A 24,599-nucleotide genomic window follows, 5' to 3' on the forward strand; every position below is an offset into this window, starting at 1 on the left:
GCAAAAGCCTCCTAATAATGCTGCTTTTAGCGGCTTAAACTACAGGAGAATAGGTGGTTGACCTTTGATCAATAGCTCCGTACAATTCGCATCCCCCTAAAAAGGGGGAGTATTTTTTATTCACAAAACCTTCATATGAAGGTGATTAACTGGAGTCATTTTTTCATGGCAACGATCAACCAATTGGTTCGTAAGCCTAGAAAACGTAAAGTGCAAAAGAGCGACGTACCTGCCTTGCAGGCAAACCCACAGAAACGTGGCGTTTGTACTCGTGTCTACACTACTACACCTAAGAAGCCAAACTCAGCCCTGCGTAAGGTTTGCCGTGTGCGCCTGACCAATGGTTTTGAGGTTACTTCTTACATCGGTGGTGAAGGTCACAACTTGCAAGAGCACAGTGTTGTACTGATCCGCGGCGGTCGTGTAAAAGACCTGCCTGGTGTACGTTACCACACTGTTCGCGGTTCGTTGGACACCTCTGGTGTTAACGACCGTAAGCAAGGTCGCTCTAAGTACGGTACTAAGCGTCCTAAGTAATTTAGCGTTTATACCCCTCGTTTTCGGCTTGCTATAAGCGAACCGAGTAAGGCTAAGCACACTCAGGAGAGGCGATTGCGCGCAAGCCCAGTCAAGAGTAATGAGAGTGTTGTCTTAGAAACCCTGAAGATAGAGGCGATTTAAAATGCCAAGAAGAAGAGTTGTCGCGAAGCGTGAAGTGCTGCCCGATCCTAAGTTCGGCAACGTCACACTCGCGAAGTTCATGAACATGGTCATGATCAGCGGTAAGAAATCTGTCGCTGAGCGCATCGTTTACGGTGCCCTGGACTCTGTTCAAGAGAAGCTGAACAAAGACCCACTTGAGGTTTTTGATGAAGCACTGGAAAACATTGCACCTTTAGTGGAAGTTAAGTCCCGCCGTGTTGGTGGTGCTACTTACCAGGTGCCTGTTGAAGTACGCCCTGCCCGTCGTCAGGCGCTGGCAATGCGTTGGTTGGTAGAGTACTCCCGTAACCGCGGTGAGAAGTCTATGCCACAGCGCTTGGCTGGTGAGCTGATTGATGCTTCCCAAGGCAAGGGTGCTGCTGTTAAGAAGCGCGAAGATGTACATCGCATGGCAGAAGCCAACAAGGCATTCTCCCACTACCGCTTCTAATAGAGCATTTATTGTTCTATGCGGTGTCAAAAGGCAGCTATTTACGGCTGCCTTTTGTTTTTTACCTGACGATGTCTTCGAAATACATACACTTGAAGAAATCGTTTGCCCCCTGCAGAGCTGGAGCGGTTGCACGAATCCGTTCGCTCGGGGAGGCTCGCACAAATACGCGCTTGGGCGTTTGTTTGTGGCGGCACGTTTGTGTCGCAGCATATTAATTAGAATTTTAATGGGGATATCCTAGTGGCGCGTAAAACACCTATCTCACGCTATCGCAATATCGGTATCTGTGCCCACGTAGATGCGGGTAAAACCACGACTACCGAGCGTGTGCTTTTCTATACCGGTCTGTCTCATAAAATTGGTGAGGTGCACGACGGTGCGGCTACCATGGACTGGATGGAGCAAGAGCAAGAGCGCGGCATTACGATTACCTCAGCGGCGACTACCTGTTTCTGGGCAGGTATGCAGCAGCAGTTTGATCAGCACCGTGTGAACATCATTGATACCCCGGGGCACGTTGACTTCACCATTGAAGTAGAACGCTCCCTGCGAGTGCTGGACGGCGCTGTAGTGGTACTTTGTGGTTCTTCCGGCGTGCAGCCTCAGACCGAGACAGTATGGCGCCAGGCGAACAAATACGAAGTGCCTCGTATGGTCTTTGTAAACAAGATGGACCGTGCTGGTGCGGATTTCCAGATGGTTGTCGATCAGTTGAAGGAGCGCCTGGGGGCCAACCCTGTGCCTCTGCAGATGACCATTGGTGCTGAAGATGAATTCAAGGGCGTTGTGGATCTGGTCAAAATGAAGGCCATCCTGTGGAATGAAGCCGATCAGGGGATGACCTTTGAATACGGCGATATCCCGGCCGACATTCAGGACAAGTGCGAAGAAATGCGCGAGTACCTGGTAGAGTCCGCCGCGGAAGCCAATGAAGAGTTGATGGAAAAATACCTGGAAGAAGGTGAGCTGAGCGAAGAAGAAATCAAATCAGCGATCCGTCAGCGCACTTTGGCGAATGAAATTGTTCCAGTGCTGGGCGGCTCTGCCTTTAAGAATAAAGGCGTACAGGCCGTATTGGATGCCGTTATTGAGTACCTGCCATCGCCAACCGAAGTTAAGGCGATCGAAGGTACCATGATCAATGACCCTGAAAAGGTCGAAACTCGGGAAGCGGATGACGATGCCCCATTCTCTGCTTTGGCCTTCAAAATTGCGACCGATCCGTTTGTGGGCACGCTGACCTTCTTCCGTGTGTATTCCGGTAAGCTGGAGAGCGGCACTTCGGTCTACAACTCGGTGAAAGAGAAGCGCGAGCGCGTAGGCCGTATGGTGCAGATGCACTCGAATGATCGCCAGGAAATTAAAGAAGTTTTGGCGGGTGATATCGCCGCAGCGATTGGTCTGAAAGATGTGACCACTGGCGATACGCTCTGTTCTGAAAACAGCAAGATTGTCCTGGAGCGTATGGAGTTCCCCGAGCCGGTTATCTCGGTTGCGGTTGAGCCTCGTACCAAGGCAGATCAGGAAAAAATGGGTGTTGCGCTGGGTAAACTGGCCCAGGAAGACCCGTCTTTCCGTGTCAGAACCGACGAGGAAACCGGGCAAACCATTATTTCCGGTATGGGTGAATTGCACCTGGATATTCTGGTTGACCGTATGAGTCGTGAGTTCAGCGTGGAAGCCAATATCGGTAAGCCTCAAGTGGCTTATCGCGAACGCATCTCCAATGTGTGCGAGATAGAAGGCAAATTTGTGCGCCAATCCGGTGGTCGTGGTCAATATGGCCACGTTTGGGTTCGTTTTGAACCTGCAGAGGATGAAGCGGCTGAAGGCCTGGAGTTTGTGAACGAAATTGTTGGGGGTACTGTTCCCAAGGAATATATCCCGGCAGTCAACAAAGGCATCGAAGAGCAGATGCAAAATGGTGTTCTGGCTGGCTATCCGTTGCTGGGTCTGAAGGCCACTCTGTACGATGGCTCTTTCCACGATGTTGACTCCAACGAAATGGCCTTTAAAATTGCCGCTTCTATGGCAACCAAAAAGTTGGCTCAGGATGGCGGTGCCAAGCTGCTTGAACCAATGATGAAGGTTGAAGTTGTAACCCCGGAAGAAAACATGGGTGATGTGGTGGGTGATTTGAACCGCCGCCGTGGCTTGATTCTGGGCATGGATGAGAATCCTTCGGGCAAGGTAGTAAATGCCGAAGTGCCGCTGGCAGAGATGTTCGGTTATGCGACCGATCTGCGTTCGGCGACACAAGGCCGCGCTACCTTCACCATGGAGTTTGCCAAGTACGCTGAAGCGCCGAAGAACGTGGCGGATGAAGTGATTGCTAAAATGGTAGCTGGCTCCTAAAGAGATGTGGCCTGATCGCAGTGCGGTTGGGCCTTTGTGGTTTTATAAGATTGGTAAATTTGATTTCTAATCATTTAATCGTGCTGGCAACAGCGTATTTTTGAGAGGACACGTAAAGTGGCAAAAGAAACTTTTGAGCGTTCGAAACCCCATGTGAACGTAGGTACTATCGGTCACGTTGACCATGGTAAAACAACTTTGACTGCAGCCCTGACTCGCGTATGTGCGGAAGTATGGGGTGGTGATGCAGTAGCATTTGACGGTATCGACAATGCACCAGAAGAGCGTGAGCGCGGTATTACTATTGCGACTTCCCACGTAGAGTACGATTCTCCTAGCCGCCACTACGCCCACGTAGATTGCCCAGGACACGCCGACTACGTTAAGAACATGATTACCGGTGCTGCACAGATGGACGGCGCTATTCTGGTATGTGGTGCGACTGATGGTCCAATGCCTCAGACTCGTGAGCACATCCTGCTGTCTCGTCAGGTAGGTGTACCTTACATCGTCGTATTCCTGAACAAAGCTGACCTGTTGGCTGAAGACTGTGGTGGCGTAGATTCAGAAGAATACGCTGAGATGCTGGAGCTGGTTGAAATGGAACTGCGTGAGTTGTTGGAAACTTACGAATTCCCAGGCGACGACACGCCAATCATTGCGGGTTCTGCTCTGATGGCTCTGAACGGCGAAGACGACAACGAGTTGGGTACTTCTGCGGTTAAGAAGCTGGTTGAGACTCTGGACGAGTACATTCCTGAGCCAGAGCGTGCGATCGACGGTGCCTTCATTCTGCCAATCGAAGACGTATTCTCGATTCAGGGTCGTGGTACGGTTGTAACCGGTCGTGTTGAGCGCGGTATCATCAAAGTTGGTGAAGAGATCGAGATCGTTGGTATTAAAGACACCACCACTACTACCTGTACTGGTGTAGAGATGTTCCGTAAGCTGCTTGACGAAGGTCGTGCAGGTGAGAACGTTGGTGTTCTGTTGCGTGGTACCAAGCGTGATGAAGTAGAGCGTGGTCAGGTATTGGCTGCTCCAGGTTCTATTAACCCACACACCAAGTTTGAGGGTGAGGTTTACGTACTGTCTAAAGATGAAGGTGGTCGCCACACTCCATTCTTTAAAGGTTACCGTCCACAGTTCTACTTCCGTACAACTGACGTGACCGGTGCATGTGAGCTGCCAGAAGGCGTAGAGATGGTAATGCCAGGTGACAACATTCAGATGTCTGTTACGTTGATCTGCCCAATTGCTATGGATGAAGGTCTGCGTTTCGCGATTCGCGAAGGTGGCCGTACCGTAGGTGCTGGTGTTGTATCCAAGATCCTCGACTAATCGTTAAATCGATTTTCGAGATCTTAAAAACCGGGGCATTTGCCCCGGTTTTTTTATGCCGGTAATTTCTTGTTATTGAAATATCCACTTGCCGGTTTATCTTGGGGAAATAGATTTAGATTTGTTTTAATTGTTAGGTTCTTATCACTAAAAGTAGTTAATTTATATGGTTTTTTAATAAGAGCTAAATTAGACTCTTCGTTTCGGCATCACTTTAATATGGATATGGGGTATAGAGAAATATCATGAAAAAATTACTGACTGCAGCAATCAGCGTTACCGCGCTTACCTTGGCCGCCTGTAATGGCACCATGCCAACCATGGGTAACGCGGGTGGAAACACAGTTTCAGGTGCCGCTGGTGGCGCCAACACTGAAAATAAGAACACTGCTTTGGAAAGTTGTTCAGAGCCATTAGGTACTATGTCTGTATTTGAGGATCGTACCCTGCCTTGGTGGAATGTTTATGCCTCACGTTACCCTCAGTTGGGCAGTACCATCCCGGTCATTCGTACCATGATTCAGCAGTCGAACTGTTTTGTCGTTGTTGAGCGTGGCCGTGCTATGCAGGCTCTGAATACAGAGCGCGAACTGATGAATTCTGGTGAGATGCGTTCGGGCAGCAACTTTGGCAAAGGTCAGATGGTGGCGGCTGATTACACGATGAATCCATCCATTCAGTTCTCTGAAAAGGGCACGGGTGGTGTTGGTGGCCTGCTAGGCGGTCTGGTTGGTTCAACCGTTGGTGTTATTGCCGGTGGTTTAAAGAAAAATGAAGCTTCTACTACCTTGTTGTTAATCGATAACCGCTCGGGTGTGCAGATATCGGCTGCAGTGGGTAACGCCAAAAACTATGATTTCAACTTGTTTGGTGGTTTCTTCGGTGGTGCAGTTGGTGGAGCAGGTGGTTTTACCAATACTCCAGAGGGTAAGATTATCGCCGCTTCTTTTGCAGACTCTTACAACAACATGGTTAAGGCCCTGCGTAACTACAAAGCTCAAACGGTTAAAGGCGGTTTGGGTAAAGGTGGTAAGTTGAAGGTTGGTCAGTAAGTCTGATTTCTTCATCTTAAGAAAAGCCGGCTATATGCCGGCTTTTTTGTGTTCGTCATTTGGGTTTTCGGCCCGTGTCCTGCGTTTGTGTCTGTCGCGCCAGATTAATCTGCAGTTAATTTTGAATTAAGAATCGATTTAGCTGAGCTCCCCATAATCAGGTTTTTAATGGAGGAGTTCTTATGTTAAACGTGAAAAAATCAGCTGTGCGTGTTCTATTGGCGACGTCCATCGTTGGTTTGCTTGCCTGTGAATCAAATGGGGTTATCGAGGGTGTGAGTCGTGGTGAAGTGGTTCGCATGGAGTATCAGCAGGGCTTTATGGACAATGACGGAAAGCTGACGTTGATCATGCCGGGCGGCGAGCGGTTCGAAGGAAAATTTGTGCAGGGCTCCACATCTACCGATGGCGATGAAATCCGTATCGGTGAGTCTTCCAATGATGATTCCTGGGTTTTGATGGACAGTGAGCAGAGATCTTCGTCGGCTAAAGCGCTGTTGTTGGGTGACCGGGGGCGTAGTATGAAATGTAATTTCCAGTTTTCATCAGCCCGCGGTGGAATCGATGATGGTGGTATCGGTGAGTGCAAGCTTTCCGATGGTGAGAAAGTAGAGGTGGTTTTTTAAAAGCACTTTATTCAAAAACAAAAAAGCCCCGCAAGCTAAGCTTGCAGGGCTTTTTAATACCAGGAAGGCGCTAATTACTTCTTAGCGTCTTTCTTGGCTTTTTCTTCAGCAATTACTTCTTCTGCCACGTTTTGTGGGCAAGGCATGTAGTGACTGAACTCCATGGAGAACTGACCACGACCAGAAGTAATGGTACGCAGGTGACCAATGTAGCCAAACATTTCGGCCAGAGGTACGTCGGCTTTAATGCGAACACCGGTGGTGCCAGGCTCTTGATCTTTGATCATGCCGCGACGACGGTTCAGGTCACCAATAACGTCACCAACGTGGTCGTCTGGAGTGAATACGTCAACGTGCATGATAGGTTCGATCAGCTGAGGACCGGCCTTAGGCATGGACTGACGGAAAGCGCCTTTAGCGGCGATTTCAAATGCTACCGCCGAGGAGTCAACCGCGTGGTAGCCACCGTCGTACAGCTCAACGTGAACGTCCAGTACAGGGAAACCAGCCAGTGGACCTTCGTCCATCATGCCTTTGAAGCCCTTCTCAATCGCTGGGAAGAATTCCTTAGGAACGTTACCACCAACAACAGTAGATTCGAAGGTGAAGCCAGTGCCTGGCTCATTAGGCTTGATGCGGTAGTCGATCTTACCGAACTGACCCGAACCACCAGACTGCTTCTTGTGAGTGTAGCTGTCTTCGATTGGCATGGTGATAGTTTCGCGGTAAGCCACCTGTGGCTGACCCACTTCCAGCTCAACGCCGTAAGTACGCTTCAGGATGTCTACTTTAATATCCAGGTGCAGTTCGCCCATACCTTTCAGGATGGTCTCACCGGAGTCTTCGTCAGTTTCAACAACGAAAGAAGGATCTTCTGCAACCATCTTACCGATCGCAACACCCATCTTCTCGGTAGAACCTTTGTCTTTCGGAGCAACAGCAATAGAGATTACTGGCTCAGGGAAGATCATTGGTTCCAGAGTACAAGGGTTCTTAGGATCACACAGAGTGTGACCGGTTTGAACATTCTTCATGCCTACTACGGCGATGATGTCGCCAGCCTGGGCTGAATCCAGTTCGGTACGCTCATCAGCGTGCATCTCAACCATACGGCCGATACGCTCGGTTTTGCCGGTGTAGGAGTTCAGGATGGTGTCACCCTTCTTCATTACACCAGAGTAAATACGGATAAAGGTCAGGGCGCCGAAACGGTCGTCCATGATCTTAAAGGCCAGTGCGCGCAGCGGCTCTTCAGCAGAAACGATAGCGTGCTCGCCAGTCTCTTCACCTTCTTCGTCGGTCAGAGGCTGAGGATCAACTTCGGTTGGGCTTGGCAGGTAATCGACAACCGCGTCCAGAACCAGCTGAACACCTTTGTTCTTAAATGCAGAACCACAGAAAGTCGGGAAGAAGTCCAGGTTAATAGTACCTTTGCGGATGCAGCGCTTCAGATCTTCGATAGAAGGTTCTTCACCTTCCATGTACGCTTCCATCAGGTCGTCGTCCTGCTCAACGGCGGTTTCAACCAGCTTTTCGCGGTATTCGGCAACCTGGTCAACCATGTCAGCAGGGATATCAACAATCTCAAAGTTTTCTGGCAGGCCAGAATCATCCCATACGAAGGCCGTTTCGTTCAGTACGTCAACAACACCAACGAAGCCGTCTTCACGACCGATTGGCAGGGTCATAACCAGTGGGTTGGCGCCCAGTACTTTTTCAACCTGGCCAACAACGCGCAGGAAGTCAGCACCAATACGGTCCAGTTTGTTAACGAAGATGATACGAGCTACTTCAGATTCGTTCGCGTAGCGCCAGTTGGTCTCAGACTGAGGCTCAACACCGCCGGAGCCGCAGAATACGCCTACGCCGCCGTCCAGTACTTTCAAAGAACGATATACTTCAACAGTGAAGTCAACGTGCCCTGGAGTATCGATGATGTTCATGCGGTGGTCTTTCCAGAAGCAGGTAGTCGCTGCTGACTGGATGGTAATACCGCGCTCAGCTTCCTGCTCCATGAAGTCGGTGGTGGATTCACCGTCATGTACTTCACCGGTTTTATGGATTTTACCGGTCAGTTTCAGGATACGCTCTGTGGTAGTGGTTTTACCGGCATCTACGTGTGCGAAGATACCTATGTTACGGTAGTGTGATAAGTCAGACATTTCTGTTTCTCGAGTTAAACCAAGTCCAATTCCAAAAAAATAGCGCGCAATTATACGGAGTCTTGCGCCCTTATTGAACCTAAATTAAAAGAAAAATGGCGATTTTTTGCTCGCTTATATAAAAAAGCCATCCCCAATGGGGATGGCTTTGATTTATAACGGCGTATTTTGTCTTTCTGATGAAGACAGATTGGCTTAGAAGTCGTACGTCACGCCCAGATAGTAGTAGGCGCCATTAAAGCCGAACGGGGCTGAGCGACGAGAGTAAGTAAACACTCCCTTGCTGTCGACGATCAGGTTCCCGCCTGGGCCATCTTCAATAGCGCCGGTGCGAGAATTACCAATTTGGTTTTCGTCAGGCGTAACATCAAAAATGTTATTGCCGCCGAAGTTGATACCAAAGCCGTTATCGAAGTGATAGGCCACGCGCAAGTCGGTGAGAATCTCGGCGCCATAAGTCTGGCGGCCGCCATCTTCAATGGTGTACTCGCCAAAGCGATTGAAAGCCAGGTTCACGGTCCAGTTGTCGCGGGTATATAGGCCGCTCACGCTGATGCGATCTTTGGGTTGCCACTCTTCAATAATCGAAATGTCCTGGGAGCTGAAGACCTGGTCGGTGCTCAGGGTGGACAGTCCGCTGTTAGCTGGGGTGAACAAGCTGGTCACATCGGTTTTGGTGTAGTTAGCCGCCATGGTGATGTCCAGGTTGCCGCCACCCAGCTCAATGCCTTCATAAGAAGCAACGATATCGACACCCTTGGTTTCGGTATCGGCACCGTTCAGGAAGAACTGTGCTTGCGAAGCGCCGGCACTGGCCAGTGCTGCATCCAGTTCTGGGCTCAGGCCGGTTCCCAGTCCACGGCTGATGACGATGCGGTCATCAATCTGCACTTGGTAGAAGTCGATGGTGACGTTCAGCTGGTCGCTCAGATCGGCCACGATACCGAAGCTCAGGTTCAAGGACTCTTCTTCCTTCAGTGCGGGAATGCCAATGGCTTTTGCGACCGGGCTGTCATTGCGGAACGTGCCGCGCTCGGCAGCAACAAGGTTGCCATTGCTGTCGGTCACAAACTGCGTGCTGACATTATTAAAGTACAGCTGTTGCATGGAGGGTGCGCGGAAGCCGGTGCTGGCGGCTGCGCGTAAACGTACACTGTCGCTGGCGGCGAAACTGCCCGCCAGTTTGTAGTTCACGGTATTGCCGAAGCCATCGTAGTCATCGTAGCGCATGGCGGCGCTGACCATCAGGTCGTCGGTGACTTGGTATTCGCCATCCAGGTAAAGTGAGTTTACGTCACGCTCCTCGTCAACCGCAGACTGGGGGCCAATGCCGGGGAAGCCTTGAATGCCGCCACTGCGGTCGGTGCTGTATAGGCTCATGCCATTTTGAGTGTCGTAATCGCGGTAGGCGTATTCCTCGCCGGGAATCACTTTATAGGTGTCCTTGCGAATCGCTGCACCGGCGGCCAGTGCCAGATCGCCATAAGATTGCGTGAAGTCTACATTGAAGGTGTCCAGCCCCAGTTCGAGGCCATAGGCGCGTGCTGTTCTTGGCACGCTGCCGCGGATCTCCGCATCGCTCATGCTGGTGCTGTTCAATAAGTGGTTGGCGAAAGAGGAGTTCAGTGAGTTGCTGGTGGTGTAATCAATGGTGTTTTCACCAGTGGTGTAAGACACATCGAGAGTCGCACCGCTGTCAAAATCCATGCGGTAGCCGATGTTTACTGAGATGTCTTCGATCTCGCTGTTGATCTTTGGCAGGAAGCCGGCGGGAATCGTGGCGTCGCCATCCGACAGTGGGGCGTTGCCACCATTGTTGGCGTTGTGGCGGAAAAAGGCGGCGGATTCGTTGTCACGGCTTGAGTAGGTTGCGAAACCGTAGAGTTCACCAGAGCCAACTTCAACGCCCGCGTTCAGTGTGAGTGCGGTTTGCTCTGACTCGGCGTCACCAATGCGGAAGGTCTGGCGCGGCGCGGTAATTTCACGCGGGTCGCCGGCTTCCAGAATGCCGTTGCCATCGGTGTCGACACAGCCGCTGAATTGGCAGGAGCCATGCAGGCCGGCGCGGTTGGTGTGCTCACGATCCCGGAAGTTACCAGAGATGTTCAGATAGCCATCGTCGCCGAGGGTGAAACCTTTGGAGAAATCGATGTTGGTCGTGTTGCCGTCGCCTTCGGAGTATTCACCATTGGAGATGCCGATGTGGCCAGCTTCATTGTCGTCTTTCAGTACAATATTTATTACGCCAGCGATCGCGTCGGAGCCATACTGTGCGGCGGCGCCGTCACGCAAAACCTCAATGCGTTTAATGGAGGCGGCGGGAATTGCGTTCATGTCTACGCCAGCCGTGCCTCGACCTACAGAGGTATTAATGTGGATCAGCGAAGCCTGGTGGCGTCGCTTGCCATTCACTAAAACCAGGGTCTGATCTGGGCCTAATCCGCGCAGGGTCGCTGGGCGCAGGGCGTCGGTCCCGTCTGAGATAGACGAGCTCGGGAAGTTAAACGAGGGGGCCAGGGCCTGCAGCATTCGGCCGACTTCCGTCTGGCCGCTGTTCGACAGTGCGTCTGAGCTCAGGGTGTCAACGGGCACTGGCATATCGCCTGCCGAGCGACCGGCTTGGCGACTACCCAATACCGTCACTTCTTCAATTTCAGCATTGCTATCCTGGGCAATACTCGGAACAGCGGTAGTGCTTATCGCGCTGGCAATAGCGGCCGCGAGTATGGTCTTATTATTTTTCATTGTATCTGCTCTCTCCGTTTGGCTTTGTATATCAATACTCAGCTGTCCGGATTTGCCGATACGCGCTACCAGCCCGCTGCCCTTGAGCAGCTTGTGAATACCGTGTCGCAAACTGTGACGCCCGCGCAGGGTGTTGGCCTTGAAAGGTTTGGTTGCCTGGAAGGAAAACACAATTGTGATGTCCGCCTGGCGGCCAAACTCTGTCAGAGCGCGATCGGCACGCTGCGCAGGTATATTAAAGGAATGGATCTTGTCCAGTTCCTGGTTGTTGCTTCCTGCGCTGGGATTGGCCAGCAAAAGCAGGGCAATCGTGCAGGCGGCAAGGATTTTGCGCAGCAGTCCGTCAGCCTCGCTTGAAGCTGACAGCTGGCTGGCAAATTTCCGCCATGCTTGTATGCAGATACTTGAAGGGCCCATTGTGTTTTGGGTGGGGTTCAAGGTTGGTGTAGGTGAATGGATTGCTCGCTGCGTTCGGCCATGATGCCAAAACTTTCCTCGAGGGCATTGAGTAGCTTATCCATGTCGTTGGTTTTAAAAAAGCCGGCAATCTGCAAGGACTGTATGTCTTCATCCATAGTGAAGGACAGTTCTGAGTAGCGCTCGACTTCCGCGATAGCCGCCTGCAGTGGTTCGCCATCGAAGACGATAAAGCCCCGTTGCCAGGCGAGTTCGCCGTCGATGGTTTCGCTTTCAACTGGGGTGACTGAGCTGATGGCTTGTTCGCTTGATGCAATCTTTTGGCCGGCGCTCAAGTAGGTGGTTACCGGGGCGGGTAAGGTGTTGGTCGCCTCGTTTTCCGGTTTAGCAGTTTGCGGGCCCTGCAGGGAAACCTTCCCTTCAGTGACCAGCAGTTCCATTTCCTGGTCTTTGGACAACTGAATGTTGAACGCGGTGCCAATGGCGGTGATGGTGTTATCGCCTGCTTGGACAACAAAAGGACGGCGCTTGTCGTGTGCGACAGTAAAATGGGCTTCTCCCTGTTCCAGATAGACCTTTCTCTCACCGAGGGTGAAATCAATACGCAGGCGGCTGTCAGTGTTCAGGTGGATGGTTGAGCCGTCATTGAGTTTGTGCTGACTGTGCTCCCCAATAGCCGTTTTGAACTGGGCTTGTTGTAGCACATTATTGCTGATCCACAGAAATCCGAGGCTAATGGCCAATACTGCTACGCTGGCCGCGATGGCGGCGGGGAGGGCGAAGGACTTGCGTGGCGCGGGGGCTTCTTCCAGTGGGAACATGGCGGAAAGTTCGCTCAGCATGCTCATTGAATCCCACATGGCGGCCATTTCAAACAGGCTTCGGCGGTGGTTGGGGTTGGCTTGCGCCCACTCTTGCATGGCGCGTTGCTCTTCCTCGCTGAGGCCTCGGTCTACCTTGGCGAGCCACTCGCTGGCCTGATCCAGGCAGTCTTCGGCGGAGGTTAGTTGGCTTACATTGCTCATTTGTTCGTGCGGCTTTTTCTGAATTGGGTGTTTTCGGCGTCAGCTTTTGGGCTTTGGCCTTGCTCTATGTTCTTTATATACGCAAAGCAGCTGCGCATGCCCTTGGCGATGTGCTTCTCAACAGTGCTTTCGCTCAATTGCAGATATTCGGCGATCTCCTTCTGGCTGAGGCCGTATACCTTCTTTAGCACGAAGGCTTTGCGACAGCTGTCTGGCAATTGCTCGACGGCTCGGCAGAACTGTAGAAAGCGTTCCTTTGATTCAAATTCCTGTTCGGCGCTGGGCGATAGTAGCTGGACAGTTGGCTCTTCCAAATCCTCCAGATGCTCGCTGCGGCTGTTATCCCAGCGCTGCAAGTGGTTTATGGCCAGGCGCTGCACGGTACGCAGCATATAAGTCTTGGGGTATTCAATTTCCTGCTTGAGTTCGGCTTCGTAGCAGCGCACGAAAGTGTCCTGGACAATATCATCAATGTCCTGGGGCTTGACCAGATGGCGAATCCGGTTGGCCAGCTTCTGTCGGTAGCTTTGAAATACCTGGCTAATGCGGTTGGGGGGTTGGCTCATTGGCTTCAACTTATTATTAATCGCCCGGCAGTCTAACAGGTTTTGTGGCTTGAGGCGCTATTGGCCAAGGCCTTGAGTGGGCTGGCTTACGGCTTGTTTGGGGGTGTTCGCGGGCTTGGTTAAATTTTTTACAAATAGGTCTTGACCGGGTCAGCTGAGGTCTATAGAATTCCGCTTCCATTTTTCAGGGTCGTAAGGCTTTGAGAGATGGGTAAATTTATTAACGATTTTGGAGTTTGGTTCAGATGCAGAATCAACGAATTCGAATCCGCCTTAAGGCTTTCGACCACAAGCTCATCGACGCTTCTACTGAGGAGATTGTTGAGACGGCAAAGCGTACTGGCGCACAAGTTCGGGGTCCGATTCCGCTGCCGACTCGTAAGGAGCGTTTCACTGTATTGATTTCTCCGCATGTTAACAAAGATGCGCGTGATCAATATGAGATTCGTACACATAAGCGTTTGTTGGATATTGTTCAACCGACTGAAAAGACTGTTGATGCACTTATGAAGCTAGATCTAGCTGCTGGTGTTGAGGTTCAAATTAGTCTCGGTTAATTATTTAATAATGCCGAAATCCTAGGCCTCAATGCCTAGGTATGTGTAACGCTCTGAGATGGGCGGCCATAGCGGGTAAAAGCCCCGTACACTGAGAGGTTAGCAAAATGACGATTGGTCTAGTCGGCCGCAAAAGCGGTATGACTCGCATTTTTACTGAAGATGGTGTTTCCATCCCTGTTTCTGTGATTGAGGTTGAACCCAATCGCATCACCCAGGTTAAGAACGTGGAAACCGACGGTTACAACGCTGTACAGGTAACCGTAGGGTCTCGTCGTGCCTCCCGTGTCGCTAAGTCTGCTGCAGGTCACTTCGCTAAAGCTAATGCTGAAGCGGGTCGTGGTTTGTGGGAGCTTCGCAACGACAACGAAGAAGCTTTCGAAGTTGGTGGTCAAATCACCGTTGAGACTTTCGAAGCTGGTCAAAAAATCGATGTTACCGGTACCTCTAAAGGTAAAGGCTTTCAAGGTGGCGTTAAGCGTTGGAATTTCCATATGCAAGATGCTACTCACGGTAACTCAATTTCCCACCGTGCTCCTGGCTCTATTGGTCAATGTCAGACCCCAGGACGTGTGTTCAAAGGCAAAAAGATGGCAGGTCACATGGGTTCTGAGCAGGTAACTGTTCAAAATCTGGAAGTGGTTCGCATCGATGCTGAGCGCAATCTGCTGTTAGTTAAGGGTGCTGTTCCAGGCGCTCCAGGTAGTGACGTGATTGTACGTCCTGCTGTGAAACTGCAGAGCAACGGTTAAGGCTTCCTAGGGGGATGACCATGGAATTAAATATTGCAACACCTGAAGGCGCTAAAGGTACAGTTTCTGTATCTGAAGTGGCTTTCGGTCGTGAATTTAATCAAGACCTGGTTCACCAGGCAGTAGTAGCCTTTATGGCTGGTGCTCGCCAGGGTACCAAGGCCCAGAAAAACCGTTCTGCGGTTTCTGGTGGCGGCGCCAAGCCTTGGCGTCAAAAGGGCACAGGTCGTGCACGTGCTGGTACCAGCCGTAGCCCAATCTGGCGCTCTGGTGGTGTTACATTTGCTGCTCAGCCTCGTAACCACGAGCAAAAGCTGAACAAGAAAATGTACCGCGCTGCGATGCGCTGCATCTTGTCCGAGTTGAACCGTCAAGATCGCCTGGTAGTTGTTGAGTCTTTCGCTGTTGAAGCGCCCAAGACTAAAGAGCTGGTAGGTAAGATGAAGCAGTTCGACCTGACTGAAGCGCTGATCGTTACTGAAGAAGTCGATACCAACTTGTACTTGGCGTCACGCAACCTGCACAAGGTTGACGTTCGCGATGTGGAAGCTATCGATCCAGTAGCTTTGATCCGCTTTGACAAGGTTGTAGTCACTGTTGCTGCACTGAAAAAGCTTGAGGAGACATTGGGATGAACCAGGAACGCATTTATAAAGTGCTGCTAGGTCCAGTGATTTCTGAAAAAGCGGCATTGGCTGGCGAAGCTGCCAACCAGGTAGTTTTCAAAGTAACTACTGATGCCACTAAAGCTGAAATCAAAGCCGCAGTTGAGCAGCTGTTCGAAGTTAAAGTTGAAGGCGTACGTGTTTTGAACGTAAAGGGCAAAACCAAGCGTACCCGTCACGGTATGGGCAAGCGTAGCGATTGGAAAAAAGCTTACGTTCGCCTCGAGCAAGGTCAAGATATTGACTTTGCAGTAGCAGAGTAAGGGAGACGTTGAGATGGCTATTGTAAAACGTAAGCCTACTTCTCCAGGTCGTCGTCACGTAGTTAGTGTCGTCAATCCTGAGCTGCACAAAGGTGCTCCTTACGCGCCTCTGCTAGAGAAGAAGTCTAAGTCTGGTGGTCGCAACAATAACGGTCGTATTACGACTCGTCATATTGGTGGTGGCCACAAGCAGCACTATCGTTTGATCGACTTCAAACGCAACAAAGATGGCATTCCTGCCAAGGTTGAGCGTCTGGAATATGATCCAAACCGCAGCGCTAATATCGCTCTGGTTTGTTATGCCGACGGTGAGCGTCGCTACATTATCGCTCCTAAAGGTGTAAGTGCTGGTGCAGAAATCGTGTCTGGTGACGCGGCGCCAATCAAGCCTGGTAACACATTGCCACTGCGTAATATCCCAGTGGGTAGTGTTGTTCACTGCATCGAGCTGAAGCCTGGTAAAGGTGCTCAGTTGGCTCGCTCTGCAGGTACCTCGGCTCAGCTGGTTGCTCGTGACGGTGCTTATGCAACTCTGCGTCTGCGCAGTGGTGAGATGCGTAAGATTCTGTCTGAGTGTCGCGCTACCTTGGGTGAAGTATCCAACAGTGAGCACAGCTTGCGCTCTCTGGGTAAAGCAGGTGCTTCTCGCTGGCGTGGTGTTCGTCCTACCGTTCGCGGTGTGGCGATGAACCCAGTTGATCACCCACACGGTGGTGGTGAAGGTCGTACTTCTGGCGGTCGTCATCCGGTGTCACCTTGGGGTACGCCTACTAAGGGTTATAAGACCCGTAAGAACAAGCGTACCGATAAGATGATTGTACGCCGTCGCGGCAAGAAATAATTGCTTGTCATAAGTAAGTAGCTGAAAGAGGAAAGAACAGTGCCACGTTCACTGAAAAAAGGTCCTTTCATCGATCTTCACTTGATTAAGAAGGTCGAAACAGCGATCGAAAAAAATGATCGGCGTCCAATTAAAACCTGGTCTCGCCGCTCAATGATCATGCCGGAAATGGTTGGTTTGACCATCGCTGTGCATAACGGTCGCCAGCATGTGCCAGTTCTTGTTAACGAAGAAATGGTTGGCCACAAGCTGGGCGAATTCGCTGCGAGCCGCACTTATCGCGGTCATATCGCAGACAAGAAAGCTAAGAAGCGCTAAGAGGAAATGACGATGGAAGTAGCAGCAAAATTGCGCGGTGCTCGTTTGTCGGCTCAAAAAGCGCGTCTGGTTGCTAATCAGATTCGTGGTAAACACGTTGAAGAAGCATTAGACATTCTGGCTTTTAGCCCAAAGAAAGGCGCCGAAATTATTAAGAAAGTGCTTGAGTCTGCAATCGCAAACGCTGAGCACAACGAAGGTGCGGATGTTGATGAGCTGAAAGTATCTACGATTTTTGTAGATGAAGGCTTAACAATGAAGCGTATCAAGCCACGTGCGAAAGGTCGTGCAGATCGCATTTTAAAGCGTTCTTGTCACATCACCGTTAAAGTCGCCGACAGTTAAGAGATCAGACGTTATGGGTCAGAAAGTACATCCGACAGGTATTCGTCTGGGCATCGTTAAGAAGCACACCTCTACTTGGTATGCTGGCAGCGATGAGTATGCAGACAAGCTGAATACCGACTTGAAAGTACGTGCGTACATTCAAAAAGAATTGGCAAACGCATCTGTTAGCCGTGTAGACATCGAGCGTCCTGCTAATACAGCTCGCATTACTATTCACACTGCCCGTCCAGGCATCGTGATTGGTAAAAAAGGTGAAGACGTTGAAAAACTTCGCGCCGCTGTAAGCAAAGAGATGGGTGTTCCTGTCCACATCAACATTGAAGAGATTCGCAAGCCTGATCTGGATGCGACTCTGGTTGCCCAAGGTGTTGCACAGCAGTTGGAGCGTCGTGTGATGTTCCGTCGCGCTATGAAGCGTGCTGTACAAAACGCCATGCGCCAGGGTGCTGAAGGTATCAAGATTCAGGTTGGTGGTCGTCTTGGTGGTGCTGAGATCGCTCGTAGCGAGTGGTATCGTGAAGGTCGTGTACCTCTACACACTTTGCGTGCTGACATCGACTACGCAACTGCTGAAGCTGCCACAACTTACGGCATCATTGGTGTCAAAGTTTGGATCTTCAAAGGTGAAGTGATTGGTGACATGGAAGAAGCGCAAGCTGAAGCCAAGAAGCCTGCACCGAAGAAGAAGAATTCTAAGTAAGGGGTACGCCACATGTTGCAACCAAAGCGTACAAAGTTCCGCAAAATGCAAAAAGGCCGTAATCGCGGCTTAGCGCATCGCGGTTCTAAAGTGAGCTTCGGCGAATTCGCTCTGAAAGCTGTCGGCCGTGGTCGTATCACTGCTCGCCAGATCGAAGCGGCTCGTCGTGCGATGACTCGTCACATTAAACGTGGCGGTAAAATTTGGATTCGAGTGTTCCCAGACAAGCCTATTACTGAAAAGCCTTTGGAAGTACGTCAAGGTAAAGGTAAGGGTAATGTTGAATACTGGGTAGCTCAGATCCAGCCGGGTAAAGTTCTTTATGAAATGGAAGGCGTTTCTGAAGAATTGGCCCGCGAAGCATTTGAGTTGGCTGCTCGTAAGCTGCCAGTAAGTACAACCTTCGTTAAACGTTCGGTGATGTAATGAAAGCTCAAGAACTCCGCGAAAAATCAGTTGAAGAGCTGAACCAAGAGTTGCTTTCTCAACTGCAAGCGCAATTTAAACTGCGTATGCAAGCGTCTACTGGTCAGTTGAATCAGACTCACTTGATTCGCCAGACTCGTAAAGACATTGCTCGCATCAAGACAGTGCTGAACGAAAAGGCAGGTAACTAACCATGGCAGAAGCAGAAAAGTTGGTACGCACGCTGACTGGTAAAGTTGTAAGTAACAAGATGGATAAAACCATCGTGGTACTTATTGAGCGCCGCGTTAAGCACCCGATTTACGGCAAGTATGTTAGTAAGTCATCTAAGCTGAAGGCCCACGACGAACAGAACGAGTGCAAGATGGGTGATGTTGTAACCATCTCTGAGTCTCGTCCTTTGTCAAAGACCAAGTCTTGGGCTCTGGTTAAAATCGAAGAGCGCGCTGCTGAAATTTAATTCAGTAGTGTGCGTTAGAGTTTCGGAGACGAACGATGATTCAAACAGAATCTTACTTAGATGTCGCTGATAACAGTGGTGCTCGCCGTGTAATGTGCATCAAAGTGTTGGGCGGTTCACACCGTCGTTACGCGTCTGTTGGCGATATCATTAAGGTAACGGTAAAAGAAGCCATACCTCGCGGTAAGGTAAAGAAAGGCCAGGTCATGAAGGCTGTTGTGGTACGCACCAAGAAAGGTGTTCGTCGCCCTGACGGTTCTCTGATCAAGTTCGACGACAATGCTGCTGTATTACTGAATGCCAGTGATGCACCAGTGGGTACTCGTATCTTCGGCCCTGTAACTCGCGAGCTCCGTGGTGAGAAGTTCATGAAAATCATCTCTCTGGCTCCTGAAGTACTGTAACGGTACGACAAGCTAGGTATTGAGGACAGGGTAATGCGTAAGATTAAACGTGAAGATGAAGTGATTGTTATCGCTGGCCGCGACAAGGGCAAGCGAGGCAAAGTCGTTAAGGTTTTGCAAGACGATCGCCTAATCGTATCCGGTGTGCAGATTGTTAAGAAGCACCAGAAGCCTAACCCACAGTTGGGTGTTGCTGGCGGTATCGTAGAAAAAGAAGCTCCAATTCAGGCTTCTAATGTTGCGATATTCAACCCAGCTACTCAGAAAGCTGATCGGGTTGGTTTTAAAATCCTTGAAGATGGCAAGAAAATTCGCATCTTCAAATCCAACGGCGAAGCCGTAGACGCATAAGCAGACGGTATTAAAAAATGGCTAAGTTGAAAGAACTTTACCGGAGCGATATTGCCCCCAAGCTGAAAGAAGAGCTTGGTCTGGCAAACGTGATGGAAGTGCCTCGCATCACCAAAATCACCGTCAATATGGGTGTTGGTGAAGCTATTGGCGACAAAAAGGTTTTGGAAAACGCAGTAGCTGATCTGGAGAAGATCTCCGGTCAGAAAGTTGTTGTTACCAAAGCTCGTAAATCTATTGCTGGTTTCAAGGTTCGTGAAGGATGGCCTGTAGGCTGTAAAGTAACCTTGCGTCAGGATCGTATGTACGAATTCCTGGAGCGCTTGGTTTCTATCGCTATCCCACGTATCCGTGACTTCCGCGGCATCAGCCCTAAGCAGTTTGATGGTCGTGGTAATTTTTCCATGGGCGTGAACGAGCAAATTATCTTCCCTGAAATTGACTACGATAAAGTAGACAAGCTTCGCGGTTTGGATATTTGCATCACCACCAGTGCTCGCACCGACGAAGAAGGTCGCGCGCTGTTGAAAGCCTTCAACTTTCCTTTCAAAGGCTAGGGTAGAGTCATGGCTAAGAAATCTATGATTGCACGTGAAGCTAAGCGTGCAGCTACAGTGGCTAAGTACGCAGCTAAACGTGCTGAGCTGAAAGCGATCATCGCTAATCCTGAGAGCTCTGAAGAAGAGCTATGGGAAGCCCAGGTTCAGTTGCAGAAGCTGCCTCGCGATGCGAGCCCTTCTCGTCAGCAGCGTCGCTGTCGTGTAACTGGCCGCCCACATGCGGTTTATCGTAAGTTCGGCCTGTGTCGTAACAAGTTGCGTGAAGCTGCCATGCGCGGTGATGTACCTGGCTTGGTTAAGGCCAGCTGGTAATTTAGATCGCTGAACCTAGGAGCAGATTCCGATGAGCATGCAAGATCCTTTAGCAGATATGTTGACCCGCATCCGCAATGGTCAACAAGCTACAAAAGCTGAAGTAACTATGCCTTCTTCAAAGTTGAAGGTAAGTGTTGCACAAGTTTTAGAAAATGAAGGTTACATCAGCGGTTACAGTGTTGCCGAAGGCGCCAAGCCAGAGCTGACTGTTGAGCTGAAGTACTTTGAAGGTAAGCCAGTTATTGCTGAGCTTGACCGTGTAAGCCGTCCAGGTTTACGTAACTACGCTGGTAAAGATGGCCTGCCTACCGTTCGCGGTGGTTTGGGTGTTGCCATTGTTTCTACCAGTAAAGGTGTTATGAGCGATCGCGCTGCCCGTGCCCAAGGCATTGGTGGTGAAGTTCTTTGCACCGTATTTTAATTTAACTTTTTTTAAAAGTTTTATAGGAAATCGTAATGTCACGAGTTGCAAATAGTCCGGTTGAAGTACCTGCTGGCGTGACTGTCGACCTGAAAGGTCAAGACATCACTGTTAAAGGCAGCAACGGTACTTTGGCGCTGAACATTCACGGTTCTGTAGAAGTTAAGCTGGAAGAAAACAAGCTGACTTTCGCAGGTCGCGATAGCGCCAAGCAGTCCCGCGCATTAGCGGGCACTACCCGTGCACTGATCAACAACATGGTAATTGGCGCTGGCCAAGGCTTCGAGAAGAAGTTAATCCTGAATGGTGTTGGTTATCGTGCAAAAGCAGCGGGTAACACTGTAGACCTGACTTTGGGTTTTTCTCATCCTGTTGTTTACACCTTACCAGAAGGTGTAAAAGCTGAGACCCCAAGTCAGACAGAAATTGTTCTGAAAAGCGCTGACAAGCAATTGCTAGGTCAGGCGGCTGCAGAAATTCGCGCCTTCCGTCCACCAGAGCCTTATAAAGGTAAAGGTGTTCGTTACGCCGATGAGTATGTACGTCGTAAAGAAGCTAAGAAAAAGTAGGGCATAGGTCATGAGCGATAAAAAGCAATCTCGTTTGCGCCGCGCACGTCGTGCCCGCGCTAAAATTCGTGAGTTGGGTGTGACCCGTTTGTGTGTCAACCGTTCTCCACGTCATATTTATGCACAAATCATCGCCGGTGACGGTGGCCAGGTTCTGGCCAGCGCCTCTACTCTGGATAAGAGTCTGCGTGGTGGTAAAACTGGTAACGCTGAATCAGCTGCTGCCGTTGGTACTTTGATTGCTGAGCGTGCGAAAGCAGCTGGCGTTGAAAAAGTAGCCTTCGATCGTAGTGGTTTCAAATACCACGGTCGCGTTAAAGCTTTGGCTGACGCTGCCCGTGAAGCTGGCTTAGAATTTTAAAGGTTGAGATATGGCTAACGGTAAAAAAGAAGACGCCAACACAGAAGGCCTGCAGGAAAAGCTGGTTCAGGTTAACCGTGTTGCGAAAACTGTAAAAGGTGGTCGTATCTTCGGCTTCACTGCACTGACTGTTGTTGGTGACGGTAACGGTAAAGTAGGCTTCGGTCGTGGTAAAGCTCGTGAAGTGCCTGTTGCTATTCAAAAAGCAATGGAAGCTGCACGTCGCAACATGATCCAGGTTGATTTGAATGGTGATACCATTCAATACCCAACCAAAGGTCGTCATGGTGCCTCTAAGGTATACATGCAGCCAGCCTCTCAGGGTACTGGTGTAATTGCTGGTGGTGCGATGCGTGCCGTACTGGAAATTGCCGGTGTTCAGAACGTATTGGCCAAGTGCTATGGTTCTACCAACCCTGTAAACGTTGTGCGAGCTACTTTTGAAGGCTTGAAAGCAATGGCTTCTCCAGAGTCTGTTGCAGCCAAGCGCGGCAAGAGTGTTGAAGATATCTTGAACTAAGTTTTTAACTTAGTTAATGAAGAGCTGGTAAATAACCATGGCTAAGAAAACAGTTAAAGTTACTCAGGTTAAGTCCACTAATGGACGCCTGCAGTCCCATAAAGCCTGTGTTGCAGGCTTGGGTTTACGCCGCATTGGTCACTCCGTAGAAGTTGAAGATACTCCTTCAGTTCGCGGCATGATCAACAAGGTGAACTATTTGGTTAAGGTAGAGGGAGAGTAAGACAATGCGTTTAAATACTCTAAGCCCCGCTCCTGGCCGCGTTAAAGATCGTAAACGCGTTGGTCGCGGTATCGGTAGCGGTGTGGGTAAAACTGGTGGTCGCGGTCACAAAGGTTTGAAGTCTCGTTCTGGCGGTAGTGTTCGTCCAGGTTTCGAGGGTGGTCAAATGCCTTTGCAAAAGCGTCTGCCAAAATACGGTTTTACTTCTCGTATTGGTCGCGTAACTGCTGAAGTTCGTTTGGCTGAGCTGAACAACGTTGAAGCTGAAGTTATCGATCTGGACGCTCTGAAAGCTGCTGATTTGGTTAAGCAAAACATGAAGCGCGCGAAAGTGTTCTTGTCTGGTGAGCTGACCAAAGCTGTGACCTTGAAAGGTCTGGCAGTAACTAAGGGTGCCAAGGCTGCGATTGAAGCGGCTGGCGGCAAGGTCGAAGAATAACTTTGTTAACGCTTACGGCTAAGTGAGGTAGCGATGGCAACGGCTAAGATGCCATTAGCGAATCAGAAAGGACTAGGCGAGCTTTGGGCTCGCCTTCGTTTTCTGTTTTTAGCGATTCTGGTTTATCGTATCGGCACCCATATTCCTGTTCCGGGCATCGACCCTGATCAGGTTGCGAACCTCTTTAATCAGGGCAGGGATACTATCCTTGGCCTGTTTAATATGTTCTCTGGTGGTGCACTAGAGCGTATGAGTATCCTGGCATTGGGTATCATGCCATATATCTCTGCCTCGATTATTATGCAGCTGATGTCTGCAGTATCGCCCAGCCTTGAACAGCTGAAGAAAGAAGGCGATGCAGGACGTCGCAAGATCAGTCAATACACCCGCTATTTAACGGTAGCGCTGGCTCTGGTTCAGGGTACAGGTATGACCGTTGGTATGGCGAGCCAGGGCCTGGCCTATGGCGGCGGTGGAATGGCCTTCTACATCGTAGCGATTACCTCTTTGGTAACCGGTGCAGTATTTATGATGTGGCTGGGCGAGCAAGTGACAGAGCGTGGTATCGGTAACGGTATTTCCATGCTGATCTTTGCGGGCATTGTTGCTGGCTTGCCAGCGGCGATTGGTCAGTCCTTTGAAGGTGCCAAGCAGGGCGATATCAATATCCTGATGTTGTTGGCAATTACCTTTTTGGCAATTGCACTGATTTGGTTTGTAGTTCGCATGGAGCGCGGCCAACGTCGTATTACCGTGAACTATGCCAAGCGTCAGCCCGGCCGTGGTGCTCAAAGCAGTCACCTGCCACTGAAAATTAATATGGCCGGTGTAATTCCTGCCATTTTCGCCAGTAGTATTCTGTTGTTCCCCGCCTCTGTCGCACAGTGGTTTGGTCAAGGCTCAGAAGGTGTTGCTGCCGAAGTTTTACAAGAAGTTGCCCTTTGGTTAGGGCCTGGTCAGCCGCTGAACTTTATTTTGTTCACCGCGATGATCATCTTCTTCTGCTTCTTCTATACGGCGTTGATGTTTAACCCGCAGGAAGTTGCAGATAACTTGAAGAAATCCGGCGCGTTCATTCCTGGTATTCGTCCAGGTGAACAGTCCGCAAAATATATCGACAGTGTTTTGACTCGTTTGACCGTAGTCGGTGCTGTTTATATTGCCGCGGTGTGTTTGTTGCCTCAGTTCCTGGTAGTTGCGGCCAATGTGCCTTTCTATCTGGGTGGTACTTCACTACTGATCGTAGTAGTGGTGGTCATGGACTTCATGGCCCAGGTGCAATCACACTTGATGTCTCATCAGTACGACTCACTGATGAAGAAGGCTAACTTAAAAGGCTATGGCAACTCCCGTTAAGGGCGGCGCCAAGTCTCGGAAAGAGGTTGAAACATGAAAGTTCGTGCTTCAGTTAAAAAGATGTGCCGTAACTGCAAAGTGGTCCGTCGCAATGGTGTTGTTCGAGTAATCTGCAGCGCCGAGCCACGTCACAAGCAGCGTCAAGGCTAACAGAAAGCAGTTCATCACTGCCTTCTGATTTGGGGGCGTTGACTGTCGCCCGGGGGGAAACCTCCGGGCTATTGCATTTGTGCGGCTTTATCGGTATCCTTTCGCGCCTTTTGGTGCTGAGGGAGCTGGTAATTGCTGTCAGCGCTACAATTTAT

The 24,599-nt window shown here is 50.3% G+C and carries 33 protein-coding genes; 29 read left to right on the forward strand and 4 right to left on the reverse strand.

The genetic code is table 11. The annotated features are described in order from the left end of the window. Positions 1-165 precede the first annotated feature (165 nt). The 6 genes from rpsL to G8768_RS20085 all read left to right on the forward strand — a co-directional run bounded on the left by rpsL (position 166) and on the right by G8768_RS20085 (position 6,530). Positions 166-537 carry a 30S ribosomal protein S12 gene (rpsL, locus tag G8768_RS20060; protein ID WP_020211072.1) on the forward strand — a complete coding sequence of 124 codons (372 nt, stop codon included), beginning with the start codon at positions 166-168 and terminating at the stop codon, positions 535-537. Between the two features lie 145 nt (positions 538-682). After that, entirely contained in the window at positions 683-1,153 is a 471-nt protein-coding gene (gene rpsG / locus G8768_RS20065; protein WP_166843172.1) for a 30S ribosomal protein S7, read from the forward strand. 243 nt (positions 1,154-1,396) lie between these two features. Next, positions 1,397-3,511 (forward strand): elongation factor G, encoded by a 2,115-nt coding sequence (fusA, locus tag G8768_RS20070; protein ID WP_166843171.1) that lies wholly within the window; start codon positions 1,397-1,399, stop codon positions 3,509-3,511. 117 nt (positions 3,512-3,628) lie between these two features. Next, complete coding sequence (gene tuf, locus G8768_RS20075; RefSeq protein WP_167202806.1) at positions 3,629-4,852, forward strand: elongation factor Tu; 1,224 nt, start codon at positions 3,629-3,631, stop codon at positions 4,850-4,852. A gap of 245 nt (positions 4,853-5,097) precedes the next feature. After that, entirely contained in the window at positions 5,098-5,904 is an 807-nt protein-coding gene (locus G8768_RS20080; RefSeq protein WP_166843481.1) for a CsgG/HfaB family protein, read from the forward strand. A gap of 182 nt (positions 5,905-6,086) precedes the next feature. Beyond that, on the forward strand, positions 6,087-6,530 hold the full coding sequence (locus G8768_RS20085) for a hypothetical protein (RefSeq protein ID WP_166843482.1): 444 nt from the start codon (positions 6,087-6,089) through the stop codon (positions 6,528-6,530). Positions 6,531-6,604: 74 nt separating this feature from the next. Here the strand turns inward: G8768_RS20085 and fusA (G8768_RS20090) are convergent, their stop codons facing one another. The 4 genes from fusA (G8768_RS20090) to G8768_RS20105 all read right to left on the reverse strand — a co-directional run bounded on the left by fusA (G8768_RS20090) (position 6,605) and on the right by G8768_RS20105 (position 13,445). Beyond that, positions 6,605-8,692, reverse strand: a complete 2,088-nt coding sequence (fusA, locus tag G8768_RS20090; protein WP_166843483.1) for an elongation factor G — start codon at positions 8,690-8,692, stop codon at positions 6,605-6,607. Positions 8,693-8,887: 195 nt separating this feature from the next. Continuing rightward, positions 8,888-11,854 (reverse strand): TonB-dependent receptor plug domain-containing protein, encoded by a 2,967-nt coding sequence (locus tag G8768_RS20095; protein ID WP_166843484.1) that lies wholly within the window; start codon positions 11,852-11,854, stop codon positions 8,888-8,890. A 17-nt stretch (positions 11,855-11,871) separates the two neighbouring features. Continuing rightward, positions 11,872-12,879: a FecR family protein gene (locus G8768_RS20100; RefSeq protein WP_166843485.1), complete on the reverse strand. Its 1,008-nt coding sequence runs from the start codon at positions 12,877-12,879 to the stop codon at positions 11,872-11,874. After that, positions 12,876-13,445: an RNA polymerase sigma factor gene (locus G8768_RS20105; RefSeq protein ID WP_166843486.1), complete on the reverse strand. Its 570-nt coding sequence runs from the start codon at positions 13,443-13,445 to the stop codon at positions 12,876-12,878. Before G8768_RS20105 ends, G8768_RS20100 begins: the two co-directional genes overlap by 4 nt. A gap of 245 nt (positions 13,446-13,690) precedes the next feature. Here G8768_RS20105 and rpsJ point away from each other — a divergent pair, with 245 nt between their 5' ends. The 23 genes from rpsJ to rpmJ all read left to right on the forward strand — a co-directional run bounded on the left by rpsJ (position 13,691) and on the right by rpmJ (position 24,444). Beyond that, positions 13,691-14,002: a 30S ribosomal protein S10 gene (gene rpsJ / locus G8768_RS20110; RefSeq protein ID WP_166843487.1), complete on the forward strand. Its 312-nt coding sequence runs from the start codon at positions 13,691-13,693 to the stop codon at positions 14,000-14,002. A 107-nt stretch (positions 14,003-14,109) separates the two neighbouring features. After that, positions 14,110-14,754 (forward strand): 50S ribosomal protein L3, encoded by a 645-nt coding sequence (rplC, locus tag G8768_RS20115; RefSeq protein ID WP_166843488.1) that lies wholly within the window; start codon positions 14,110-14,112, stop codon positions 14,752-14,754. A 20-nt stretch (positions 14,755-14,774) separates the two neighbouring features. Next, a complete protein-coding gene (gene rplD / locus G8768_RS20120; protein WP_166843489.1) occupies positions 14,775-15,389 on the forward strand; it encodes a 50S ribosomal protein L4 in 615 nt (204 codons plus the stop codon). After that, a complete protein-coding gene (gene rplW, locus G8768_RS20125; protein ID WP_166843490.1) occupies positions 15,386-15,682 on the forward strand; it encodes a 50S ribosomal protein L23 in 297 nt (98 codons plus the stop codon). The genes rplD and rplW overlap by 4 nt, the downstream gene beginning before the upstream one ends. Positions 15,683-15,695: 13 nt before the next feature. After that, the gene (gene rplB / locus G8768_RS20130; RefSeq protein WP_166843491.1) at positions 15,696-16,523 is read left to right on the forward strand and encodes a 50S ribosomal protein L2; all 828 of its coding nucleotides are present in this window, start codon (positions 15,696-15,698) and stop codon (positions 16,521-16,523) included. Between the two features lie 39 nt (positions 16,524-16,562). Continuing rightward, a complete protein-coding gene (rpsS, locus tag G8768_RS20135) occupies positions 16,563-16,841 on the forward strand; it encodes a 30S ribosomal protein S19 (RefSeq protein ID WP_166843492.1) in 279 nt (92 codons plus the stop codon). 12 nt (positions 16,842-16,853) lie between these two features. After that, on the forward strand, positions 16,854-17,186 hold the full coding sequence (gene rplV, locus G8768_RS20140; protein WP_166843493.1) for a 50S ribosomal protein L22: 333 nt from the start codon (positions 16,854-16,856) through the stop codon (positions 17,184-17,186). Between the two features lie 13 nt (positions 17,187-17,199). Beyond that, complete coding sequence (gene rpsC, locus G8768_RS20145) at positions 17,200-17,889, forward strand: 30S ribosomal protein S3 (RefSeq protein ID WP_166843494.1); 690 nt, start codon at positions 17,200-17,202, stop codon at positions 17,887-17,889. Between the two features lie 12 nt (positions 17,890-17,901). After that, complete coding sequence (gene rplP / locus G8768_RS20150) at positions 17,902-18,315, forward strand: 50S ribosomal protein L16 (protein WP_166843495.1); 414 nt, start codon at positions 17,902-17,904, stop codon at positions 18,313-18,315. Continuing rightward, entirely contained in the window at positions 18,315-18,506 is a 192-nt protein-coding gene (rpmC, locus tag G8768_RS20155) for a 50S ribosomal protein L29 (RefSeq protein ID WP_166843496.1), read from the forward strand. Before rplP ends, rpmC begins: the two co-directional genes overlap by 1 nt. Before the next feature lie 2 nt (positions 18,507-18,508). Further along, positions 18,509-18,775 carry a 30S ribosomal protein S17 gene (gene rpsQ, locus G8768_RS20160; RefSeq protein WP_166843497.1) on the forward strand — a complete coding sequence of 89 codons (267 nt, stop codon included), beginning with the start codon at positions 18,509-18,511 and terminating at the stop codon, positions 18,773-18,775. 35 nt (positions 18,776-18,810) lie between these two features. Continuing rightward, the gene (rplN, locus tag G8768_RS20165; RefSeq protein WP_166843498.1) at positions 18,811-19,179 is read left to right on the forward strand and encodes a 50S ribosomal protein L14; all 369 of its coding nucleotides are present in this window, start codon (positions 18,811-18,813) and stop codon (positions 19,177-19,179) included. 33 nt (positions 19,180-19,212) lie between these two features. Then, positions 19,213-19,530, forward strand: a complete 318-nt coding sequence (gene rplX, locus G8768_RS20170; protein WP_166843499.1) for a 50S ribosomal protein L24 — start codon at positions 19,213-19,215, stop codon at positions 19,528-19,530. A gap of 17 nt (positions 19,531-19,547) precedes the next feature. Continuing rightward, the gene (gene rplE, locus G8768_RS20175; RefSeq protein WP_166843500.1) at positions 19,548-20,087 is read left to right on the forward strand and encodes a 50S ribosomal protein L5; all 540 of its coding nucleotides are present in this window, start codon (positions 19,548-19,550) and stop codon (positions 20,085-20,087) included. Positions 20,088-20,096: 9 nt separating this feature from the next. Then, positions 20,097-20,402 carry a 30S ribosomal protein S14 gene (gene rpsN / locus G8768_RS20180; protein WP_166843501.1) on the forward strand — a complete coding sequence of 102 codons (306 nt, stop codon included), beginning with the start codon at positions 20,097-20,099 and terminating at the stop codon, positions 20,400-20,402. A 31-nt stretch (positions 20,403-20,433) separates the two neighbouring features. After that, on the forward strand, positions 20,434-20,826 hold the full coding sequence (gene rpsH, locus G8768_RS20185; RefSeq protein WP_166843502.1) for a 30S ribosomal protein S8: 393 nt from the start codon (positions 20,434-20,436) through the stop codon (positions 20,824-20,826). Positions 20,827-20,861: 35 nt separating this feature from the next. Further along, on the forward strand, positions 20,862-21,395 hold the full coding sequence (gene rplF / locus G8768_RS20190) for a 50S ribosomal protein L6 (RefSeq protein WP_166843503.1): 534 nt from the start codon (positions 20,862-20,864) through the stop codon (positions 21,393-21,395). 10 nt (positions 21,396-21,405) lie between these two features. Next, positions 21,406-21,756, forward strand: coding sequence for a 50S ribosomal protein L18 (gene rplR, locus G8768_RS20195; protein ID WP_166843504.1), 351 nt, complete (start codon positions 21,406-21,408; stop codon positions 21,754-21,756). 10 nt (positions 21,757-21,766) lie between these two features. Continuing rightward, a complete protein-coding gene (gene rpsE / locus G8768_RS20200; RefSeq protein ID WP_166843505.1) occupies positions 21,767-22,276 on the forward strand; it encodes a 30S ribosomal protein S5 in 510 nt (169 codons plus the stop codon). A gap of 37 nt (positions 22,277-22,313) precedes the next feature. Continuing rightward, entirely contained in the window at positions 22,314-22,499 is a 186-nt protein-coding gene (gene rpmD, locus G8768_RS20205; protein ID WP_166843506.1) for a 50S ribosomal protein L30, read from the forward strand. Between the two features lie 4 nt (positions 22,500-22,503). Continuing rightward, positions 22,504-22,938: a 50S ribosomal protein L15 gene (gene rplO / locus G8768_RS20210; protein ID WP_166843507.1), complete on the forward strand. Its 435-nt coding sequence runs from the start codon at positions 22,504-22,506 to the stop codon at positions 22,936-22,938. A 33-nt stretch (positions 22,939-22,971) separates the two neighbouring features. After that, positions 22,972-24,294 carry a preprotein translocase subunit SecY gene (gene secY / locus G8768_RS20215; protein ID WP_166843508.1) on the forward strand — a complete coding sequence of 441 codons (1,323 nt, stop codon included), beginning with the start codon at positions 22,972-22,974 and terminating at the stop codon, positions 24,292-24,294. Positions 24,295-24,327: 33 nt separating this feature from the next. Continuing rightward, a complete protein-coding gene (gene rpmJ / locus G8768_RS20220; RefSeq protein ID WP_166843509.1) occupies positions 24,328-24,444 on the forward strand; it encodes a 50S ribosomal protein L36 in 117 nt (38 codons plus the stop codon). Positions 24,445-24,599: the final 155 nt, after the last annotated feature.

Origin of the sequence: Pseudoteredinibacter isoporae (assembly GCF_011602085.1) — a bacterium.
Classification (GTDB): Bacteria; Pseudomonadota; Gammaproteobacteria; order Pseudomonadales; family Cellvibrionaceae; genus Pseudoteredinibacter; species Pseudoteredinibacter isoporae.

What these genes read in the sequence shown, in the direction of transcription:
- rpsL (WP_020211072.1), top strand. Translation starts at nt 166, where the DNA reads ATGGCAACGATCAACCAATTGGTTCGTAAGCCTAGAAAACGTAAAGTG.
- rpsG (WP_166843172.1), top strand. Translation starts at nt 683, where the DNA reads ATGCCAAGAAGAAGAGTTGTCGCGAAGCGTGAAGTGCTGCCCGATCCT.
- G8768_RS20080 (WP_166843481.1), top strand. Translation starts at nt 5,098, where the DNA reads ATGAAAAAATTACTGACTGCAGCAATCAGCGTTACCGCGCTTACCTTG.
- G8768_RS20085 (WP_166843482.1), top strand. Translation starts at nt 6,087, where the DNA reads ATGTTAAACGTGAAAAAATCAGCTGTGCGTGTTCTATTGGCGACGTCC.
- fusA (WP_166843483.1), bottom strand. Translation starts at nt 8,692, where the DNA reads ATGTCTGACTTATCACACTACCGTAACATAGGTATCTTCGCACACGTA.
- G8768_RS20095 (WP_166843484.1), bottom strand. Translation starts at nt 11,854, where the DNA reads ATGGGCCCTTCAAGTATCTGCATACAAGCATGGCGGAAATTTGCCAGC.
- G8768_RS20100 (WP_166843485.1), bottom strand. Translation starts at nt 12,879, where the DNA reads ATGAGCAATGTAAGCCAACTAACCTCCGCCGAAGACTGCCTGGATCAG.
- G8768_RS20105 (WP_166843486.1), bottom strand. Translation starts at nt 13,445, where the DNA reads ATGAGCCAACCCCCCAACCGCATTAGCCAGGTATTTCAAAGCTACCGA.
- rpsJ (WP_166843487.1), top strand. Translation starts at nt 13,691, where the DNA reads ATGCAGAATCAACGAATTCGAATCCGCCTTAAGGCTTTCGACCACAAG.
- rplC (WP_166843488.1), top strand. Translation starts at nt 14,110, where the DNA reads ATGACGATTGGTCTAGTCGGCCGCAAAAGCGGTATGACTCGCATTTTT.
- rplD (WP_166843489.1), top strand. Translation starts at nt 14,775, where the DNA reads ATGGAATTAAATATTGCAACACCTGAAGGCGCTAAAGGTACAGTTTCT.
- rplW (WP_166843490.1), top strand. Translation starts at nt 15,386, where the DNA reads ATGAACCAGGAACGCATTTATAAAGTGCTGCTAGGTCCAGTGATTTCT.
- rplB (WP_166843491.1), top strand. Translation starts at nt 15,696, where the DNA reads ATGGCTATTGTAAAACGTAAGCCTACTTCTCCAGGTCGTCGTCACGTA.
- rplV (WP_166843493.1), top strand. Translation starts at nt 16,854, where the DNA reads ATGGAAGTAGCAGCAAAATTGCGCGGTGCTCGTTTGTCGGCTCAAAAA.
- rpsC (WP_166843494.1), top strand. Translation starts at nt 17,200, where the DNA reads ATGGGTCAGAAAGTACATCCGACAGGTATTCGTCTGGGCATCGTTAAG.
- rplP (WP_166843495.1), top strand. Translation starts at nt 17,902, where the DNA reads ATGTTGCAACCAAAGCGTACAAAGTTCCGCAAAATGCAAAAAGGCCGT.
- rpmC (WP_166843496.1), top strand. Translation starts at nt 18,315, where the DNA reads ATGAAAGCTCAAGAACTCCGCGAAAAATCAGTTGAAGAGCTGAACCAA.
- rpsQ (WP_166843497.1), top strand. Translation starts at nt 18,509, where the DNA reads ATGGCAGAAGCAGAAAAGTTGGTACGCACGCTGACTGGTAAAGTTGTA.
- rplN (WP_166843498.1), top strand. Translation starts at nt 18,811, where the DNA reads ATGATTCAAACAGAATCTTACTTAGATGTCGCTGATAACAGTGGTGCT.
- rplX (WP_166843499.1), top strand. Translation starts at nt 19,213, where the DNA reads ATGCGTAAGATTAAACGTGAAGATGAAGTGATTGTTATCGCTGGCCGC.
- rplE (WP_166843500.1), top strand. Translation starts at nt 19,548, where the DNA reads ATGGCTAAGTTGAAAGAACTTTACCGGAGCGATATTGCCCCCAAGCTG.
- rpsN (WP_166843501.1), top strand. Translation starts at nt 20,097, where the DNA reads ATGGCTAAGAAATCTATGATTGCACGTGAAGCTAAGCGTGCAGCTACA.
- rpsH (WP_166843502.1), top strand. Translation starts at nt 20,434, where the DNA reads ATGAGCATGCAAGATCCTTTAGCAGATATGTTGACCCGCATCCGCAAT.
- rplF (WP_166843503.1), top strand. Translation starts at nt 20,862, where the DNA reads ATGTCACGAGTTGCAAATAGTCCGGTTGAAGTACCTGCTGGCGTGACT.
- rplR (WP_166843504.1), top strand. Translation starts at nt 21,406, where the DNA reads ATGAGCGATAAAAAGCAATCTCGTTTGCGCCGCGCACGTCGTGCCCGC.
- rpsE (WP_166843505.1), top strand. Translation starts at nt 21,767, where the DNA reads ATGGCTAACGGTAAAAAAGAAGACGCCAACACAGAAGGCCTGCAGGAA.
- rpmD (WP_166843506.1), top strand. Translation starts at nt 22,314, where the DNA reads ATGGCTAAGAAAACAGTTAAAGTTACTCAGGTTAAGTCCACTAATGGA.
- rplO (WP_166843507.1), top strand. Translation starts at nt 22,504, where the DNA reads ATGCGTTTAAATACTCTAAGCCCCGCTCCTGGCCGCGTTAAAGATCGT.
- secY (WP_166843508.1), top strand. Translation starts at nt 22,972, where the DNA reads ATGGCAACGGCTAAGATGCCATTAGCGAATCAGAAAGGACTAGGCGAG.
- rpmJ (WP_166843509.1), top strand. Translation starts at nt 24,328, where the DNA reads ATGAAAGTTCGTGCTTCAGTTAAAAAGATGTGCCGTAACTGCAAAGTG.